At 66.2% G+C, this 15,431-nt stretch carries 16 protein-coding genes and 1 pseudogene; 6 read left to right on the forward strand and 11 right to left on the reverse strand.

The window, feature by feature from the left end; genetic code table 11:
• The first annotated feature begins 63 nt into the window (after window positions 1-63).
• On the forward strand, window positions 64-1,539 hold the full coding sequence (locus BLQ70_RS18360) for a DEAD/DEAH box helicase (RefSeq protein ID WP_061967789.1): 1,476 nt from the start codon (window positions 64-66) through the stop codon (window positions 1,537-1,539).
• 186 nt (window positions 1,540-1,725) lie between these two features.
• The gene (locus tag BLQ70_RS18365; protein WP_142115599.1) at window positions 1,726-2,784 is read left to right on the forward strand and encodes a GGDEF domain-containing protein; all 1,059 of its coding nucleotides are present in this window, start codon (window positions 1,726-1,728) and stop codon (window positions 2,782-2,784) included.
• 27 nt (window positions 2,785-2,811) lie between these two features.
• Here the strand turns inward: BLQ70_RS18365 and BLQ70_RS18370 are convergent, their stop codons facing one another.
• Window positions 2,812-3,201: a HesB/IscA family protein gene (locus tag BLQ70_RS18370; protein WP_091859520.1), complete on the reverse strand. Its 390-nt coding sequence runs from the start codon at window positions 3,199-3,201 to the stop codon at window positions 2,812-2,814.
• A 233-nt stretch (window positions 3,202-3,434) separates the two neighbouring features.
• Here BLQ70_RS18370 and BLQ70_RS18375 point away from each other — a divergent pair, with 233 nt between their 5' ends.
• Together BLQ70_RS18375 and BLQ70_RS18380 are read left to right on the forward strand one after the other, a co-directional pair.
• Window positions 3,435-4,502, forward strand: coding sequence for a malate/lactate/ureidoglycolate dehydrogenase (locus BLQ70_RS18375; RefSeq protein WP_170843456.1), 1,068 nt, complete (start codon window positions 3,435-3,437; stop codon window positions 4,500-4,502).
• Between the two features lie 19 nt (window positions 4,503-4,521).
• Entirely contained in the window at window positions 4,522-4,878 is a 357-nt protein-coding gene (locus BLQ70_RS18380; protein ID WP_091859526.1) for an MmcQ/YjbR family DNA-binding protein, read from the forward strand.
• Here BLQ70_RS18380 and BLQ70_RS18385 read toward each other — a convergent pair.
• The 9 genes and pseudogenes from BLQ70_RS18385 to BLQ70_RS18425 form a co-directional block, all read right to left on the reverse strand.
• Window positions 4,873-5,760: pseudogene (locus tag BLQ70_RS18385) on the reverse strand (PhzF family phenazine biosynthesis protein). The gene BLQ70_RS18380 and the pseudogene BLQ70_RS18385 overlap by 6 nt on opposite strands.
• A 110-nt stretch (window positions 5,761-5,870) precedes the next feature.
• Window positions 5,871-6,209 (reverse strand): hypothetical protein, encoded by a 339-nt coding sequence (locus BLQ70_RS18390; protein ID WP_091859529.1) that lies wholly within the window; start codon window positions 6,207-6,209, stop codon window positions 5,871-5,873.
• Between the two features lie 37 nt (window positions 6,210-6,246).
• On the reverse strand, window positions 6,247-6,630 hold the full coding sequence (locus tag BLQ70_RS18395) for an SUF system Fe-S cluster assembly protein (protein WP_061967776.1): 384 nt from the start codon (window positions 6,628-6,630) through the stop codon (window positions 6,247-6,249).
• Between the two features lie 16 nt (window positions 6,631-6,646).
• A complete protein-coding gene (locus BLQ70_RS18400) occupies window positions 6,647-7,885 on the reverse strand; it encodes a cysteine desulfurase (RefSeq protein ID WP_091859532.1) in 1,239 nt (412 codons plus the stop codon).
• Between the two features lie 3 nt (window positions 7,886-7,888).
• Window positions 7,889-8,098 (reverse strand): tautomerase family protein, encoded by a 210-nt coding sequence (locus BLQ70_RS18405; protein WP_061967772.1) that lies wholly within the window; start codon window positions 8,096-8,098, stop codon window positions 7,889-7,891.
• Window positions 8,098-9,447 (reverse strand): Fe-S cluster assembly protein SufD, encoded by a 1,350-nt coding sequence (gene sufD / locus BLQ70_RS18410; protein ID WP_091859535.1) that lies wholly within the window; start codon window positions 9,445-9,447, stop codon window positions 8,098-8,100. Before sufD ends, BLQ70_RS18405 begins: the two co-directional genes overlap by 1 nt.
• On the reverse strand, window positions 9,447-10,199 hold the full coding sequence (gene sufC / locus BLQ70_RS18415; RefSeq protein ID WP_061967769.1) for a Fe-S cluster assembly ATPase SufC: 753 nt from the start codon (window positions 10,197-10,199) through the stop codon (window positions 9,447-9,449). The genes sufD and sufC overlap by 1 nt, the downstream gene beginning before the upstream one ends.
• Before the next feature lie 148 nt (window positions 10,200-10,347).
• The gene (sufB, locus tag BLQ70_RS18420) at window positions 10,348-11,820 is read right to left on the reverse strand and encodes a Fe-S cluster assembly protein SufB (RefSeq protein WP_061967767.1); all 1,473 of its coding nucleotides are present in this window, start codon (window positions 11,818-11,820) and stop codon (window positions 10,348-10,350) included.
• 60 nt (window positions 11,821-11,880) lie between these two features.
• Window positions 11,881-13,086 (reverse strand): cysteine desulfurase family protein, encoded by a 1,206-nt coding sequence (locus BLQ70_RS18425; RefSeq protein ID WP_170843463.1) that lies wholly within the window; start codon window positions 13,084-13,086, stop codon window positions 11,881-11,883.
• Between the two features lie 290 nt (window positions 13,087-13,376).
• Between BLQ70_RS18425 and BLQ70_RS18430 the strand changes: the two genes are divergently transcribed.
• Entirely contained in the window at window positions 13,377-14,048 is a 672-nt protein-coding gene (locus BLQ70_RS18430; protein WP_061967766.1) for an alpha/beta hydrolase, read from the forward strand.
• A 10-nt stretch (window positions 14,049-14,058) separates the two neighbouring features.
• Here BLQ70_RS18430 and gcvA read toward each other — a convergent pair whose 3' ends face one another.
• Window positions 14,059-15,009: a transcriptional regulator GcvA gene (gene gcvA / locus BLQ70_RS18435; protein ID WP_091859540.1), complete on the reverse strand. Its 951-nt coding sequence runs from the start codon at window positions 15,007-15,009 to the stop codon at window positions 14,059-14,061.
• Window positions 15,010-15,130: 121 nt separating this feature from the next.
• On the opposite strand from gcvA, the gene BLQ70_RS18440 reads away from it, so the two are divergent.
• Complete coding sequence (locus BLQ70_RS18440) at window positions 15,131-15,358, forward strand: hypothetical protein (protein ID WP_091859544.1); 228 nt, start codon at window positions 15,131-15,133, stop codon at window positions 15,356-15,358.
• Window positions 15,359-15,431: the final 73 nt, after the last annotated feature.

Here is a 15,431-nt window from a genome sequence, read left to right on the forward strand (position 1 = left end):
AACGCGGTGGTTGAGCAGGTCATCCCGCCGTGTTTCACCGACCCAGAAGAAGCACCATACGCGATGTCATTTGCCGAACTCGGCTTGAGTGAAAAGGTTCTGACGGCCGTCACCGCCGCAGGCTATAGCACGCCGACCCCCATCCAGGCCCAGGCCATTCCGCATGTTCTCGCCCGCAAGGACGTTCTGGGCATTGCCCAGACCGGCACCGGCAAGACCGCGGCCTTCACCTTGCCGATGCTGACCATCCTGGAAACCGGCCGCGCCCGGGCCCGGATGCCGCGCACCCTGATCCTGGAGCCGACGCGCGAGCTCGCGGCGCAGGTCGAGGAGAACTTCACCCGCTACGGCGTCAACCAGAAGCTCTCGGTCGCGCTTTTGATCGGCGGCGTTTCCTTCGGCGACCAGGATGCCAAGATCACCCGCGGCGTCGACGTGCTGATCGCGACGCCCGGCCGCCTGCTCGACCATGTCGAGCGCGGCAAGCTGCTGCTGACCGGCGTCGAGCTTCTCGTCATCGACGAAGCCGACCGCATGCTCGACATGGGCTTCATCCCGGACATCGAGCGGGTCTGCAAGCTCGTGCCTTTCACCCGGCAGACGCTGTTCTTTACCGCAACGATGCCGCCGGAGATCACCCGCATCTCCGAGCAGTTCCTGCACAACCCGGTCCGCGTCGAGGTCTCCCGCCCCGCCACGGCGGCCGCGACGATCACCCAGCGCCTGATCGCCTCCAATTCGCAGGATTTCGAGAAGCGCGAGACGCTGCGCAAGCTCATCAAGGGCGCGACCGACCTGCAGAACGCGATCGTCTTCTGCAACCGCAAGCGCGATGTCGCAACGCTGCACAAGTCGCTGCAGCGCCATGGTTTCCCGGCGGTCGCGCTCCACGGCGACATGGATCAGTACGCCCGCATGGCGGCGCTCGAATCCTTCCGCACCGGCGAGAATCCGATCCTCGTCGCCTCGGACGTCGCGGCGCGCGGCCTCGATATCCCCGCCGTCAGCCATGTCTTCAACTTCGACGTCCCGACCCATGCCGAGGACTATGTCCACCGCATCGGCCGCACCGGTCGTGCCGGCCGCGAAGGCGCTTCCTTCACCATCGTCACCCGCCATGACGACAAGCTCGTCGCGGCGATCGAGAAGCTAACCGGTCAGACCATCGCCTTCGAAGGCCCCGGCCTCGACGCCCTGCCCCCGGGCGAACCGCGCGACGAACGTCGCAGCGGCCGCCGGGACGACAAGCGCTCCTCCTCGCGCGGCGGCCGTGGCCGTCCCGAACGCGGGGCACGCGCCGATTCCAGCGCCGCGCGGCCGGATGCCGATGAGACCGTGGCCGATACGCAGCGCAAGCCGCGCCGCGTGCCGATCCGGCCGGATTCCGAGACGGCCGCGCCCCCGCCCGCCGCGCGCAATCAGGATGCCCCCCGCCGCGGGCGCGGCTCGCATGGCCGCGACGACGATGACGGTCCGCAGGTGAAGGGTCTGGGGGATCATGTCCCGGCCTTCCTGCTGCGCCCGGCGCGCGTCGGATAACGTTACGGCATCAACCGGTTTTTAACGATGTCGACCTAGATTGCCCTTCGCTGCGACGGGCTGACTTTCGCAGCGGACGGGCGCATGCCGCCGTAGATGCGGACAGGATGTCCCGCTTCGATTGTCTTGATCGAAGCTGACGTGGCCGAAGGCCACGACCCGGCTTCATACCGGAATGGCGATGGCATGGACGACCTGGTTTCGGTTCCCGCCCGCACTGATGATCTCGCCGAGCGCGTCGTCGCGGCGATGCGTCAGCACGGCTCGCCAAGCTACCCCCGCGCCTTCGAGGTCTGGTACGCCCATCTGAGCGGCGAGATGCCGGCCGTCAGCATCGCGATGAGCGCCATCGTCACCGGCAGCGACGGCCAGGTCACCGCGGCCGATATCGACAGCCTCTACGAACGCTTCATCTCGACCGAGCGCTTCTCGCGCCAGGCCGAGCGCACCAGCCTGCAGGTTCTCGGCGAGATCGAGGCGATGATGGGGCTGGTCGACAAGGCGCTCGGCTCCAGCGAGCTCTATCACGGCCGTCTCTGTGCCATGTCCGAGGATGTGCCGCCAGCGACGGATCGCCACAAGCTGCGCGAATGGGTCGAGGCGCTGGTGATGTCGACGCGCGAGGAGGTTTCGCGCAAGGCGCAGCTCGAAGCGGAATTGCGCAACAGCTCGAACGAGATCCGCAACCTGCGCGAGGCGCTGGAATCGACCCGCGCCGAGGCCCTGACCGATCCGCTGACCGGCCTCGCCAATCGCCGCCATTTCGAGGAGATGCTGCAGAAGTCGATCGATCAGGCGACGCTGCGCCGCGAGCCCTTCGCGCTGGTCATGGCCGATATCGACTTCTTCAAGCGCTTCAACGACGCCCATGGCCATCTCACGGGCGACCAGGTGCTGCGCCTCGTCGCGCGCACGATGAAGGACAAGTTCAAGGACAAGGCGATCATCACCCGCTTCGGCGGCGAGGAATTCGCCATCATCCTGCCCGAGGCCGACCTGATCGCCGGCAAGTTCGGCGCCGAGACCGTGCGTCAGGCGCTGCTGACCCGCGAACTGATCAAGCGCTCGACCAACGAGAATCTCGGCCGCATCACCATCTCGCTCGGCGTCTCCAGCTATCGCCGCGGCGATACCGCCGGCTCGCTGGTCGACCGGGCCGACCAGTCGCTGATGCAGGCCAAGCGCGACGGCCGCAACCGCACCGTCACCGAGGATGCCCTGGAGACCGCCAGCCGCGTGGCCTGAACAAGCCGGATTCCAGCGGGCTTTAACTCAGGACGCCGCCAGCGCGCTCTCGCTGCGCGGCTTGATCTCGACCGATTCGCCACAGCCGCAGGCCGAAACCTGGTTGGGGTTATTGAAGACGAAGGTCGACGAGAACCGGTCGGTCTTGAAATCGAGTTCGGTGCCGAGCAGGAACAGCACGGCCTTGGCATCGACGACGACCGTCGCGTCCTTTTCGGTCACGATCTCGTCGCCCTTGCTGGTCGCACGGGCGATCTCGAAGGTGTACTCCATGCCGGCGCAGCCGCCCTTCTTGACGCCGACCCTGAGGCCGAGCGCCGGCGCCCCGCCGCCCGCAGACTGCGCCATGATCTCGCGGATACGGGTGGCCGCGGCGTCGGTCAGCGAAATGACCTTCAGGCCCGGTATCGAAAACATTGTGGTCCCTCCTCGACCGGGTTCAAGGCCCGGTGAAGCAAGATTGTTCCCAGTAACATAGGGATCGGCAGGGCTTTCGTCGAGATGCCGCCAGCGCGCCATGCGCTTCGTATCCGCCCCCTGCCCGCCCCACGCATTGCGGAACCGCCCCGCTCATGCACTCTGGCGCTCAAGATCCCCCGAGGCCCCCAAGACCTCTTCCGACAAGACCTCTTCCAAACGGCAGGAAACCCATGGCGCACCGTCTGCACCGCCCCGAATCGCTGCAAGCCCTCGTCCGCGACATGGTCGTGAAGGCCGGCTGGACCGAGGCGGAGGCGCAGGAGACGGCCGATCATCTCGTCCTCGCCAATCTCAGCGGCCATGACAGCCACGGCGTCGGCATGCTGCCGCTCTATTTCCAGTCGCTGGCCGACGGCAATCTCAGCCCGGCTTCACAGCCGCAGACACGCGTCGACACCGCGCCCTTCCTGATCATCGACGGCAAGATCGCGCTCGGCCAGCCCAACGCGCGCAACGCCGTCGACCGGGCCATCACGATGGCGCGGACCGGCGGCGTCGCCATCGTCAACCTGCTCGATTCCCATCATATCGGCCGCATCGGCCATTATGCCGAAGTCGCCGCGGAGGCAGGGCTGATCTCGTTCTTCTGGGTCAATGTCGCGGGCCGCCCACCGATCGTCGCGCCCTATGCGGCAAAGGAAGCCCGCTTCGGCACCAATCCCCATGCCATCGGCATCCCCGTCCCCGGCGGCGAGCCCCTGATCCTCGACTTCGCCACCAGCCGCATGGCCCATGGCAAGGCCCGCGTCGCCCTCAACAAGGGTGAGCAGGTGCCACCCGGCTACATCATCGACGGCGAGGGCCGCCCGACCACCGACCCCGCCCATGTCTTCGCCAGTCCCGATCATCCGCTCGGCGCGCTCCTGCCCTTCGGCGACCACAAGGGTGCCGGCCTCTCGCTGATCGCGGAACTGCTCTCGGCCGGCTTGATGGGCGCAGCCCGCATCGACCAGAAGCCGCAGAAGACCTGGGTGATCAATTCGCTCTTCGGCGTCATCATCGATCCGGCCCGGCTGGAGCCGGACGCGGAGCTGCGCCGCAGCCGCACCGAGAGCTATCTCGCCTTCGTCCGCGCGGCGAAGCCGCAGGACCCGGCCAACCCGGTGCTGGCGCCCGGCGACAAGGAGCGCAAGGTCAGGATAGAACGGCAGGCGGCCGGCATCCCGCTCGATGATGAGACCTGGTCGCAGATCGTGGCCGCTGCCGCGAAGCACGGCATCGACGCCGAGAGCTACTGAGCCAGGAGTTACCAACGCAATGTCGCCTGCGGCCTACAACGCCTTCTGCGCGAGCCTCCCCGCCACGAGCCATGTCGTGCAATGGGGCGGCGCCGATGTCTGGAAGGTCGGCGGCAAGGTCTTCGCCCTCGGCCGGCAGCAGGAGGACGGCGAGATGGCCGTCTCCTTCAAATGCTCGCCGATGGCCTTCGACATCCTGGGCGAGCAGCCGGGCCTCAGGCCTGCGCCCTATCTCGCCTCGCGCGGCATGAAATGGATCCAGTGGCTTACCGGCGAGAGCATGCCGGACGATGCCCTGCAGGACTATCTCGCCGAGAGCCACCGCCTCGTCGCCGCCGGGCTGACGAAGCGGGCGCGGGCCGAACTGGGGCTATAGCAGCGCCTCCCCGCGGAACATCGGCACGCAGCCACCGCCGACCCGCGAGCGGAAGCCGTCCGCAGCACGACGCGACGTGACGTTCAGGCGGCTCGGCCGCCCCATCTCGACGCCCTGCGTGATGCTGTAGGCAGCCTCTTCCCCGCCATCGAGCGACAGGAGCAACGCACCGAGCGTGGCGCTGGCGCTGCCGGTCGCGGGGTCTTCCTAGGTGCCGGCCAGCGGCGCGAACATCCGCGCCCGGACCGCGTTGCCGTCGCGGGCATAGAGGAACAGCGACAGCCGCCCCTGCAATTCGGCATGCTGGCCCTCAAGCGTGCGGAAGGCGGCGAGATCAGGTGCGGCACCGGCGAGCGCGGCGGGCGCGACCTCTGCCAGCACGAATTTCACGCCAAGCGAAGCCTGGACCGGCTTATGACCGCTGGTGACGATATCGGAGAGCGAGAGACCCGCACAGGCGGCGATCCGGTCCGCCGGCAGTTCGACACCGAGTGACAGAGCCTGCGGCGCGGCGATGACGGCGCCCGATACGGCCCCGGCCGCATCGCGCTCGACGGCAATCTCGACCAGCCCGGCCATCTGCTCGAAGCGCAGGACGCCGTTGCGGTCGCGGCCATGACGCGCCAGCACGCAGGCGGTGCCGACATTGGGGTGGCCGGCGAAGGGCATCTCGGCGGTGCGATGGAAGATGCGCACCCGCGCGTCATTGGCAGGATCGTCCGGCGGCAGGACGAAGGTCGTCTCGCTATAGTTCATTTCCGCCGCGAGCGCCTGCATCTGGGCATCGGAGAGCCCGCGTGCATCGGTGAAGACGGCGAGCGGATTGCCGCCGAAGGCGCGATCGGTGAAGACGTCGACGGTTTCGTAGGGAAAGCTGGGCATGGCGGGCTCCGGTGGCGACAATCCTGCGCCCCGTCTTGATGCCATCCTTCTCCGGCCGGGAATAATGAAGGTCGATCATGCGATCGATCACGCGCGCGCGACCGCCGCCGTCACAGCAGGAAATGCAGGCTGAAGCCGATAATGACGAAGCCGGTCGCGACGATCTGCGCGATGAAGAGCGGCTTCAGCCGGAACGCCTGCGCGGCCTGAAATTCGGCGCGTTCCGAGCGCGACATCCGCTCGCGGGCCTTGAACTGTTCGGCCAATGCCGAGGGATCGCTGCTCGCCCCGTCGCGTTCGAGGTCCATCCGCACGGTGATGAAGCCGATGACGAGACCGAGCACGCCCAGGCCGAAGAAGCCGACGAGCCGCAGCGAGGCGTAGAACACGCCGATCAGCAGGGCGGCCAGGAAGGGAAAGACCAGATAATCCCACTTCGTCTCGCGCATAGGGCATCATGCGCGAGAGCAGCGGACGGGTCCAGCCTCACCACATGTCGAGCGCGACCCGGGCCTCGTCGGACATGCGCGACTGGTCCCAGGGCGGATCGAAGGTCATGTTGACCGTCACGCCAGCGACGCCGTTGACGGTGCTCACGGCATTCTCGACCCAGCCCGGCATCTCGCCGGCAACCGGGCAACCCGGCGCGGTCAGCGTCATGTCGATCGTGATCTGCCGGTCGTCGGCGATATCGACGCGGTAGATCAGGCCGAGTTCGTAGATGTCCGAGGGAATCTCGGGATCGTAGACAGTCTTCAGGGCGGCGATAATATCATCCGTCAGCCGGTCGATCTCTTCCGGCGGCAACGCGGTGCCCTTGCCCATGGCGGGGGCGTTCGGCTTGATCTCTTCAGCGACGCTGTCGGTCATCTCTTCAAAGTCCCGGTCAGGCGAACAGGCTCTCGGCCTTCCGCAGGGCATCGACCAGCTTGTCCACCTCTTCGAGCGTATTGTAGAGCCCGAAGGAGGCGCGGCAGGTCGATGTCACTCCATATCGTGCCAAAAGTGGCATGGCGCAATGGGTGCCGGCCCTGACTGCGACACCGGCACGGTCGATCACGGTCGCGACATCATGGGCATGGGCGCCCTTCATCTCGAAGGCGACGATCGCGCCCTTCTCCCGGGCCTTGCCGAAGATGCGGATCGAGTTCATCTCGCCGAGCCGCTCCATCGCGTAGGCGCCGAGCTTGGCCTCATGCGCTGCGATATTCTCGCGGCCGAGCGCCATCATGTAGTCGAGCGCGGCGCCCAACCCCACCGCCTCGACGATCGCCGGCGTGCCGGATTCGAAGCGGTGCGGCGGGTCGTTATAAGTCACTGTGTCTTCACTGACGGTGACGATCATCTCGCCGCCACCCTCGTAGGGCGGCAGCTTGTCGAGCCATTCCTTCTTGCCCCAGAGAATGCCGGAGCCGGTCGGCCCATAGGTCTTGTGGCCGGTGAAGGCGTAGAAATCGCAGCCCAGTTCCTGCACGTCGACCGGCAGATGCACCGCGCCCTGGCTGCCGTCGACCACCAGCGGAATGCCGTAGGAGCGGCAGATCGCAGCAACCTCGGCGATCGGGATGATCGTACCGATCGCGTTCGACATCTGGGTCAGCGACACCACCTTGGTGCGCGGCGAGATCAGCTTCTCGAATTCCTCGATGAGGAAATTGCCATCCTCGTCGATCGGCGCCCATTTGATCACGGCGCCATGACGCTCGCGCCAGTAATGCCAGGGCACGATGTTGGAATGGTGCTCGAGGATCGAGAGGATGATCTCGTCGCCTTCCTGGATCTTCAGGTATCGGCCGAGCGACGAGGCCACCGTGTTGAGCGCGCCGGTGGAGGAGCGCGTAAACACGATCTCCTCCAGATGCGCTGCGTTCAGGAAGCGGCGCGCACTTTCGCGAGCCGCCTCATAGGCTTCCGTCGACGCGTTGGCGAGATAGTGCAGGCCGCGATGGACATTGGCATAGTCCTCCCGCATCAGCCGCGTCATCGCCTCGATCACCGCCTCGGGCTTCTGGGCCGAGGCGGCGTTGTCGAGATAGACCAGCGGCTTGCCATAGACTTCCCGGCCGAGGATCGCGAAATCCTTGCGGATCGCCTGGACGTCGTAGGGCTTCGCCAGCGCGTTCATGGCTCAGGCCTTTCCGGGCGAGGCCGGGGCCTTGTCGGCGACCAGCACGCCGCCATGGCCCCAATCCTCGCGCTCGATCTCCTGGATCACGATATGGGTGTTCTGCGGATCCTTGCCGAGCACGCGCACCAACGTTTCGGTGAAGGTCTTGACGATCTCGGCCTTCTGCGCGCGGGTCGCGCCCTTGGTGATCTGGACGTTGATATAGGGCATCAGACGGTACTCACCTCGGAAGCGGCCTCGCGGGCCTTGAGCCACGTTTCGACCTCGGTCATCACGAGATCGCGCACATCCTCGTCGGCGATGAACTCGACCGCCTCGCCGGCGAAGGCCTGCAGCACCAGCGCCTCGGCCTGCGGCCGCGGCAGACCGCGCGCCATCAGGTAGAAGAGCTGGTCGCCGTCGATCTGCGCGACCGTCGCGCCATGGCCGCAGACCACGTCGTCGGCGAAGATCTCCAGCTCGGGCTTGTTGTACATCGACGCGCCGTCGTTCAGCAGCAACGCGTTGCTCTTCATGCTGCCATCGGTCTTCTGGGCATGCTGGCGCACGATGACCTTGCCCTGGAAGACGCCGGTCGCCTCGCCGCTCGCGATCGTCTTGAACAATTCGCGGCTGGTGCCGTGCGGCACCTCGTGGTCGACGATCAGCGTCACGTCCGAATGCTCGGAGCCACGCAGCAGGTTGACGCCGCGCAGGCCGATCTCGGTGTGCTCGCCGGCATAGCGGACGAAATGCTGCTGGCGCACCGTGCCGGCATTGCAGATCAGCGCGAAGGAATCGAACTTCGCGTGAGCGCCCACCGTCGCGAGCAGGCTCTGCACCTCAACCGTCGCCGCCTGCTGGCGGGTGACGATGCGGACGTGCTGGATCTCGCTCTCGTCGCCGGTCTCGAAGACGATCGCGCCGTTGATCTGTTGCGCGGCCTTGCCCGCCGCTTCGCTGACCTCGACGACCGTGCCCTTGGCTCCCTTGCCAGCGAGCACGACCGAGCGATGGAACACCGCCCGCTCTTCCTCGCCCGAAGCGAGCGCGACGATCACGATCCGCTGCTCCACCTCGACGCCATCGGCGATCTCGATAAACACGCCGTCGCGCATCAGCGCGGTATTGAGCGCGAGGCCCGTATCGTCGTTACCGACCGAGGGGCCGGCGAGGATGCGGGTCAGGTCCTCGCGCGGCGAAACCAGCGCCTCGGCGAGCGACTGCACCGAGACGCCTTCGGGGATCGCGTCGAGCGTGGAGAGTTCCGGCGCAAAGATGCCATCGACCAGTACAAGGCGCAGGCCGTCGAGCTTCAGCGCCGCAAGGCGAGCCTTGACCGCCGCCGTGACGGCGGCGCCGCCGGCAAGCGGGCGCGCCTCGCGCAGCAGCGTGCGCAGATCGGTATAGCGCCAGGATTCGAGCCGGCGATGCGGCAGGCCCTTGGCCTCGAAGCCAGCGAAGGCATCCTCGCGCAGCTTGCGTACGGCCGGGCCGCCCGGCAGCTCGGCCTTGCTGTCAGCGTATTGCTGAACGAGCTGCTGTTCGGCAGCCGTCTTCAGCGGGGTGACGATGGCCATCAAGCAGCCTCCCCATAGGCCGCGTAGCCCGACTTCTCGAGCTCGAGCGCCAGCTCCTTGCCACCGGTCTTCACGATCCTGCCCTTAGACATGACGTGGACGGTGTCCGGCACGATATGGTCCAGCAGGCGCTGGTAGTGGGTGATGACGAGGAAGCCGCGGTTCTTGTCGCGCAGCGCATTCACGCCCTCGGCGACGATCCGCAGCGCGTCGATATCGAGGCCGGAATCGGTCTCGTCGAGGATGCACATGGACGGCGAAAGCAGAGCCATCTGAAGGATTTCCATGCGCTTCTTCTCACCACCGGAGAAGCCGACATTGAGCGGGCGGCGCAGCATGTCCTTGGCGATTCCGAGCTTGTCGGCGGCGGCGTTGACCTGCTTGATGAAGTCCGGCGTCAGCAATTCGTCCTGCCCGCGCGCCTTGCGCTGCGCGTTCATCGCGGCCTTCAGGAAGGTCATGGTGGCGACGCCGGGAATTTCCAGCGGGTACTGGAAGGCGAGGAAGATGCCGGCGGCAGCGCGGGCATCGGCCTCCATCTCCAGCACGTTCTCGCCGTTGAGCAGGATCTCGCCATCGAGGACCTCATAGTCCTCCTTGCCGGCGATGACGTAGGACAGGGTCGACTTGCCGGAGCCGTTCGGCCCCATGATGGCGGCGACCTCGCCGTCGTTCACGGTGAGGTTCAGGCCGTTGAGGATCTGCTTGTCCTCGTCGGCGATCTTGACGACCAGATTGCGAATTTCGAGCATCGTTTCGTTCCTGTGTCATCCCGTGCGCGGTGCTGCGCGAGGCTGTGCGCCGCTGATGCGGGATCGTTTTGTCCAGTGATGGTCCTGATGACGGCCCGCATCTGCGCGGCAGCACTTTCGTGCCGCAGCGCGTGCGGGATGACCGCCCTTATCCAACCGAGCCTTCGAGCGAGATCGTGATCAGCTTCTGCGCCTCGACGGCGAATTCCATCGGGAGCTGCTGCAGCACCTCCTTGACGAAGCCGTTGACGATCAGCGCCACCGCCTCCTCCTCGGAGAGGCCGCGCTGCTGGCAGTAGAACATCTGGTCCTCGCCGATCTTCGACGTGGTCGCCTCATGCTCGAAGATCGCGGTGGCGGTCTTGGCCTCGATATAGGGGATGGTGTGCGCGCCGCACTGGTCGCCGATCAGCAGCGAGTCGCAGTTGGTGAAGTTGCGCGCGCCCGTCGCCTTGCGATGGGCCGAGACGATGCCGCGATAGGTCGAGTCCGACTTGCCGGCGGCGATGCCCTTGGCGATGATCTTCGAGGTCGTGTTCTTGCCGAGATGCAGCATCTTGGTGCCGCTATCGACCTGCTGCATGCCGTTCGACACCGCGATCGAGTAGAACTCGCCGCGCGAGCCGTCGCCGCGCAGGATGCAGGACGGATATTTCCAGGTGATCGCCGAGCCGGTCTCGACCTGCGTCCACGAGATCTTCGAGTTCTTGCCGCGACAATCGCCGCGCTTGGTCACGAAGTTGTAGATGCCGCCCTTGCCCTCGGCATCGCCGGGGAACCAGTTCTGCACGGTCGAGTACTTGATCTCGGCATCGTCGAGCGCGATCAGCTCGACCACCGCGGCGTGGAGCTGGTTCTCGTCGCGCTTGGGTGCCGTGCAGCCTTCGAGATAGCTGACATAGGCGCCCTCGTCGGCGATGATCAGCGTGCGCTCGAACTGGCCGGTATTCTGCTCGTTGATGCGGAAATAGGTCGACAGCTCCATCGGGCAGCGGACGCCCTTGGGAATGTAGACGAAGGAGCCGTCGGTGAAGACCGCGCTGTTCAGCGTCGCGAAATAGTTGTCCGTCACCGGAACGACCGTCGCGAGGTACTTCTTCACCAGCTCAGGATGCTCCTGGATCGCCTCGGAGATCGAGCAGAAGATCACGCCGGCCTGCGCCAGCTCCTTCTTGAAAGTGGTCACCACCGAGACGGAGTCGAACACCGCATCGACCGCGACGCGGTTCTCAGGGGCGACGCCGGCCAGGATTTCCTGCTCGCGCAGCGGGATGCCGAGCTTCTTGTAGGTCTCGAGAATGGCCGGATCGACCTCGTCGAGCGATTGCGGCGAGGCGCCCTTCTTCGGCGCGGCGTAGTAGTAGAGGTCCTGGTAGTCGATCGGCGGATAGTTGACGCGCGACCAGGTCGGCTCGGTCATGGTCTTCCAGCGACGGAAGGCATCGAGCCGCCATTCCAGCATCCATTCCGGCTCGTTCTTGCGCGCCGAGATGTAGCGGACCGTGTCCTCGGTGAGGCCCTTGGCCGGCTTGTCGACCTCCAGCTCCGTGACGAAGCCGTATTTGTACTCGGTCACGTCGATCGACTTGACCTGATCGATGGTCTCCTGGACCGCTGCCATTTCTCAGTCTCCAGTGCGGGTTCAAGGCCCGCCGGTTTGGTCTTCGTGTTGCGGAACGCTTCAGGCGGCAGCCTTGGCGCTCCGATCGGGTTGCGCGGTCACGAGCTTTTCGTAGGCCGCGAGAAAGCGATCGATATCTGCCTCGCAGGTGGTCCATCCGAGCGACGCCCGCAAGGCCCCCGCGCTCATGGCCGGGTCGATTTTCATCGCATCGAGCACATGCGAGCGCTTGACCTTGCCGGACGAGCAGGCCGAGCCGGACGACAATGCCGCGCCGACGAGGTCGAGTCTGATCAGAACGGTCTCGGCCTTGAAGCCCGGCGTCGCGAAGGCGCTGGTATTCGGCAAACGCAGCGTGGCCTGAGCGAAGATCGCCGTCTCCGGCGACAGCGCTGCAAGCCCCGCCTCCAGACGGTCTCGCAGGCCGGCAAGCCGCGCGGCTTCCTCGGCCAGAAGCTTGCCAGCGATCTCAGCCGCTGCGCCGAAGCCGATGATTCCCGGCAGATTTTCGGTTCCGGCACGCCAGCCGCGCTCCTGCCCGCCACCACGCATCGGCTTGTCCGCGAGCTCGAGCGCGCCGGTGCGGAAGACGATCGCGCCGATGCCCTTCGGGCCGCCAATCTTGTGCGCCGAGAACGTCAGCACATCGGCGCCGAGTGACATGATGTCGATGGCGATCTTGCCCGCCGCCTGCACGGCGTCGCTATGCATGAGGCTGCCATGGCGATGCACGATGGCGGCCGCCTCGGCGACCGGCTGGATCACACCGGTTTCGTTATTGGCGAGATGGATCGAGACGAGCGCGCGGGCGCCGGGGTTCTCGGTGACGAAGCGGGTCAATCGCGCGTCGAGCCAGGCGAGATCGACCAGCCCGTTGTCGTCGACCGGAATTTCTTCCGCCATGCCGCGCGGGAACCGATGCCCCTCGCGCACGCAGGCATGTTCGGTCGCGCTGTGAAGCAGAAGCGCCGCGGGCGTGCGCACGCAGTCGCGGCCGCCATCGCAATCCATCAGGCCCGGCGAGAGCACCGCGACATTCGCTTCCGTGCCGCCGCTGGTGAAGACGATGTTCGAGGCCTTGGCGCCGACGAGCTTCGCGACCTGCTCGCGTGCACGCTCCATGGCGGCCCGCGCGGCACGCCCCTCGCCATGGACGGAGGACGGATTGCCCGGCAGCGTCAGCGCATGCGCGACCGCTTCCACCACCTCGGGTCGCACCGGGGTCGTGGCGTTGTGGTCGAGATAGGCGCGTCCCGCCGTCACGATCCTGCCTGCTCCATCCTCGTCATCGGCGCCCACTGATACGAAATGCTTGAAATCGCACCTGTGCGCCGTGCTATAGCCGCCCATCCGAACCGGCCGGAACGGTCGAAACGCGGCTCGCAGAAGCGGTCCACCGTTTTGTTCTCGACTTGTTCACGGCTGTTAGAACTATTCTAAGCGCTCTTCATCTAGGGCGCGCATGGTGGCGCCGTCAAGGGTGGCCGGGTTTCGAGCAGGCATGCGCCCGCTTTCTGCCCGCCCGCGCCGGCACTGCCGCAAGAAGCGGTGAGACGATGCCAGAGGTTATCTTCAACGGGCCGGCAGGCCGGATCGAGGGCCGCTACCAGCCGGCCAAGAAGCGGGGTGCACCGCTCGCGATCATCCTGCACCCGCACCCGCAATTCGGCGGGACGATGAACAACCAGATCGTCTACAACCTGTTCTACACCTTCGTGAATCGCGGCTTCTCGGCACTGCGCTTCAACTTCCGCGGCGTCGGCCGCAGCCAGGGCCATTTCGACCATGGCGCGGGCGAGCTCTCGGACGCCGCCGCCGCGCTCGACTGGATGCAGGCGCTCAACCCCGAGGCTAAGAGCTGCTGGATCTCCGGCGTCTCCTTCGGCGCCTGGATCGGCATGCAGCTCCTGATGCGCCGCCCGGAGATCGAGGGCTTCCTCTCGATCGCGGCAATGGCCAACCGCTACGACTTCTCGTTCCTGGCGCCCTGCCCGTCCTCGGGCCTGTTCGTCCATGGCTCGGAGGACCGTGTCGCTCCGGTGAAGGAGGTGATGGCGGTGATCGAGAAGGTGAAGACCCAGAAGGGCATCCAGATCGAGCACACGGTCGTCGAGGGCGCCAACCACTTCTTCGACGGCAAGGTCGATGTGCTGATGGAGCAGGTCGGCGTCTATCTTGACGGCAAGGTCGGCCCCGAAATCCTCAAGAGCGAGCAGGAACAGGCCTGAGCCTGCCTGCTCAAGGAGACGGGTGGGTCAGCCCCCGGCTCGACGCCATGACGGGCAGCGTCATCTGCGCTGCCCGCGCCTCCGTCAGTATCCAGTCGCGGAACAGCCTGATCTTGCGCTCGCGCTGGCGTTCCGTCGGATAGACGATCCAATAGGCCCATGCGTCGCGCACGACGTGCTCGACGGCATAGACGAGCCGCCCGGCGGCGATGTCATAGGCAAAGAGCTCCGGCACGGCCATCGCGACGCCATGGCCGCGCATCGCCGCCTGGACGCTCATCGCCTGCATTTCCAGCGACATCGTCCGCCCGCCAGGCCGGGGCATGTCGAGACCGAGATCGGCGAACCAGTCCTTCCAGGCCCCCTCGTCGGCGCTGAGCAGCGGCGCTCGCAGCAGATCGGCCGGCTCGCGCAATTGCAGCCGCTCGCGCAGCTCCGGCGAACAGAGCGGCGCGTAATGGCAATCGAACAGCTTCTCCGCCGTCACGCCGGGCCATGAGCCCGGCCCATAACGCACGGCAAGGTCGACGGCCTCGGTGGTGAAGTCGACGAGATGCTGCGAGGTCCTGACGCGCACCGCGAATTGCGGGTTCTCCATCTGGAACTGTGCCAATCGCGGTGACAGCCAGGTGATCGCCATCGTCTGCAGCGAGGAGATCGTCAGGACCGTCTGGTTCTCCTCGCAGATGTCGCGGAACACCGTCCCGATATCGGAAAGCGCCTTGCCGACCGGGCCGGCGAGCCGCTGACCGATCGCGGTCAGCACGACCTGGCGCGGCTGGCGCAGGAAGAGCGGCGCCCCGACCCGGTCCTCCAGCAGCCTGATCTGATAGCTCACGGCCGCCTGCGTCATGCCGAGTTCCTCGGCGGCGCGGGTGAAGTTCTGGTGGCGTGCCGCAGCCTCGAAGACGCGGACCGCGGCAAGAGGCGGAAGCTTGGGCGGCGGCGGATGCGAAGGCATGCCGAAGCATAAGCTCTCTTTATGACAGGTGGCAATCTTCCGCTTTGTCGCCGCGCCGCATCTGGCCCAGATTCACCTCACATCAGCGGGCGGTAGCGCCCGCCTCCGAGAGGATACCATCATGACCTGCGCCTCCCATGCGGCGCCGCTGGAGACATCCGGCGGCTCGTCCCTTCTGCACGGCCTGCTCACGCTCTGGCAGCGCCATCGGAAAACCGAACGCACGCAGCACCGGCTCGCGACGCTCGATACCCGCGCGATCTGCGACCTCGGCCTCCCGCGCGACATCGTGGAGCTGCCACACCCGCACGACACCGCCGATATCTGGCTCGGCCGCATTCCCGGATGAGGTTGAGAGCGCCTTTGCCGCAAAAGCGATTTCCACTTTTCGGCCCGATGCTCTAGACGACGGCGGAACGACA

The sequence above is a fragment of the Allobosea robiniae genome, assembly GCF_900102525.1.
Lineage (GTDB): Bacteria > Pseudomonadota > Alphaproteobacteria > Rhizobiales > Beijerinckiaceae > Allobosea > Allobosea robiniae.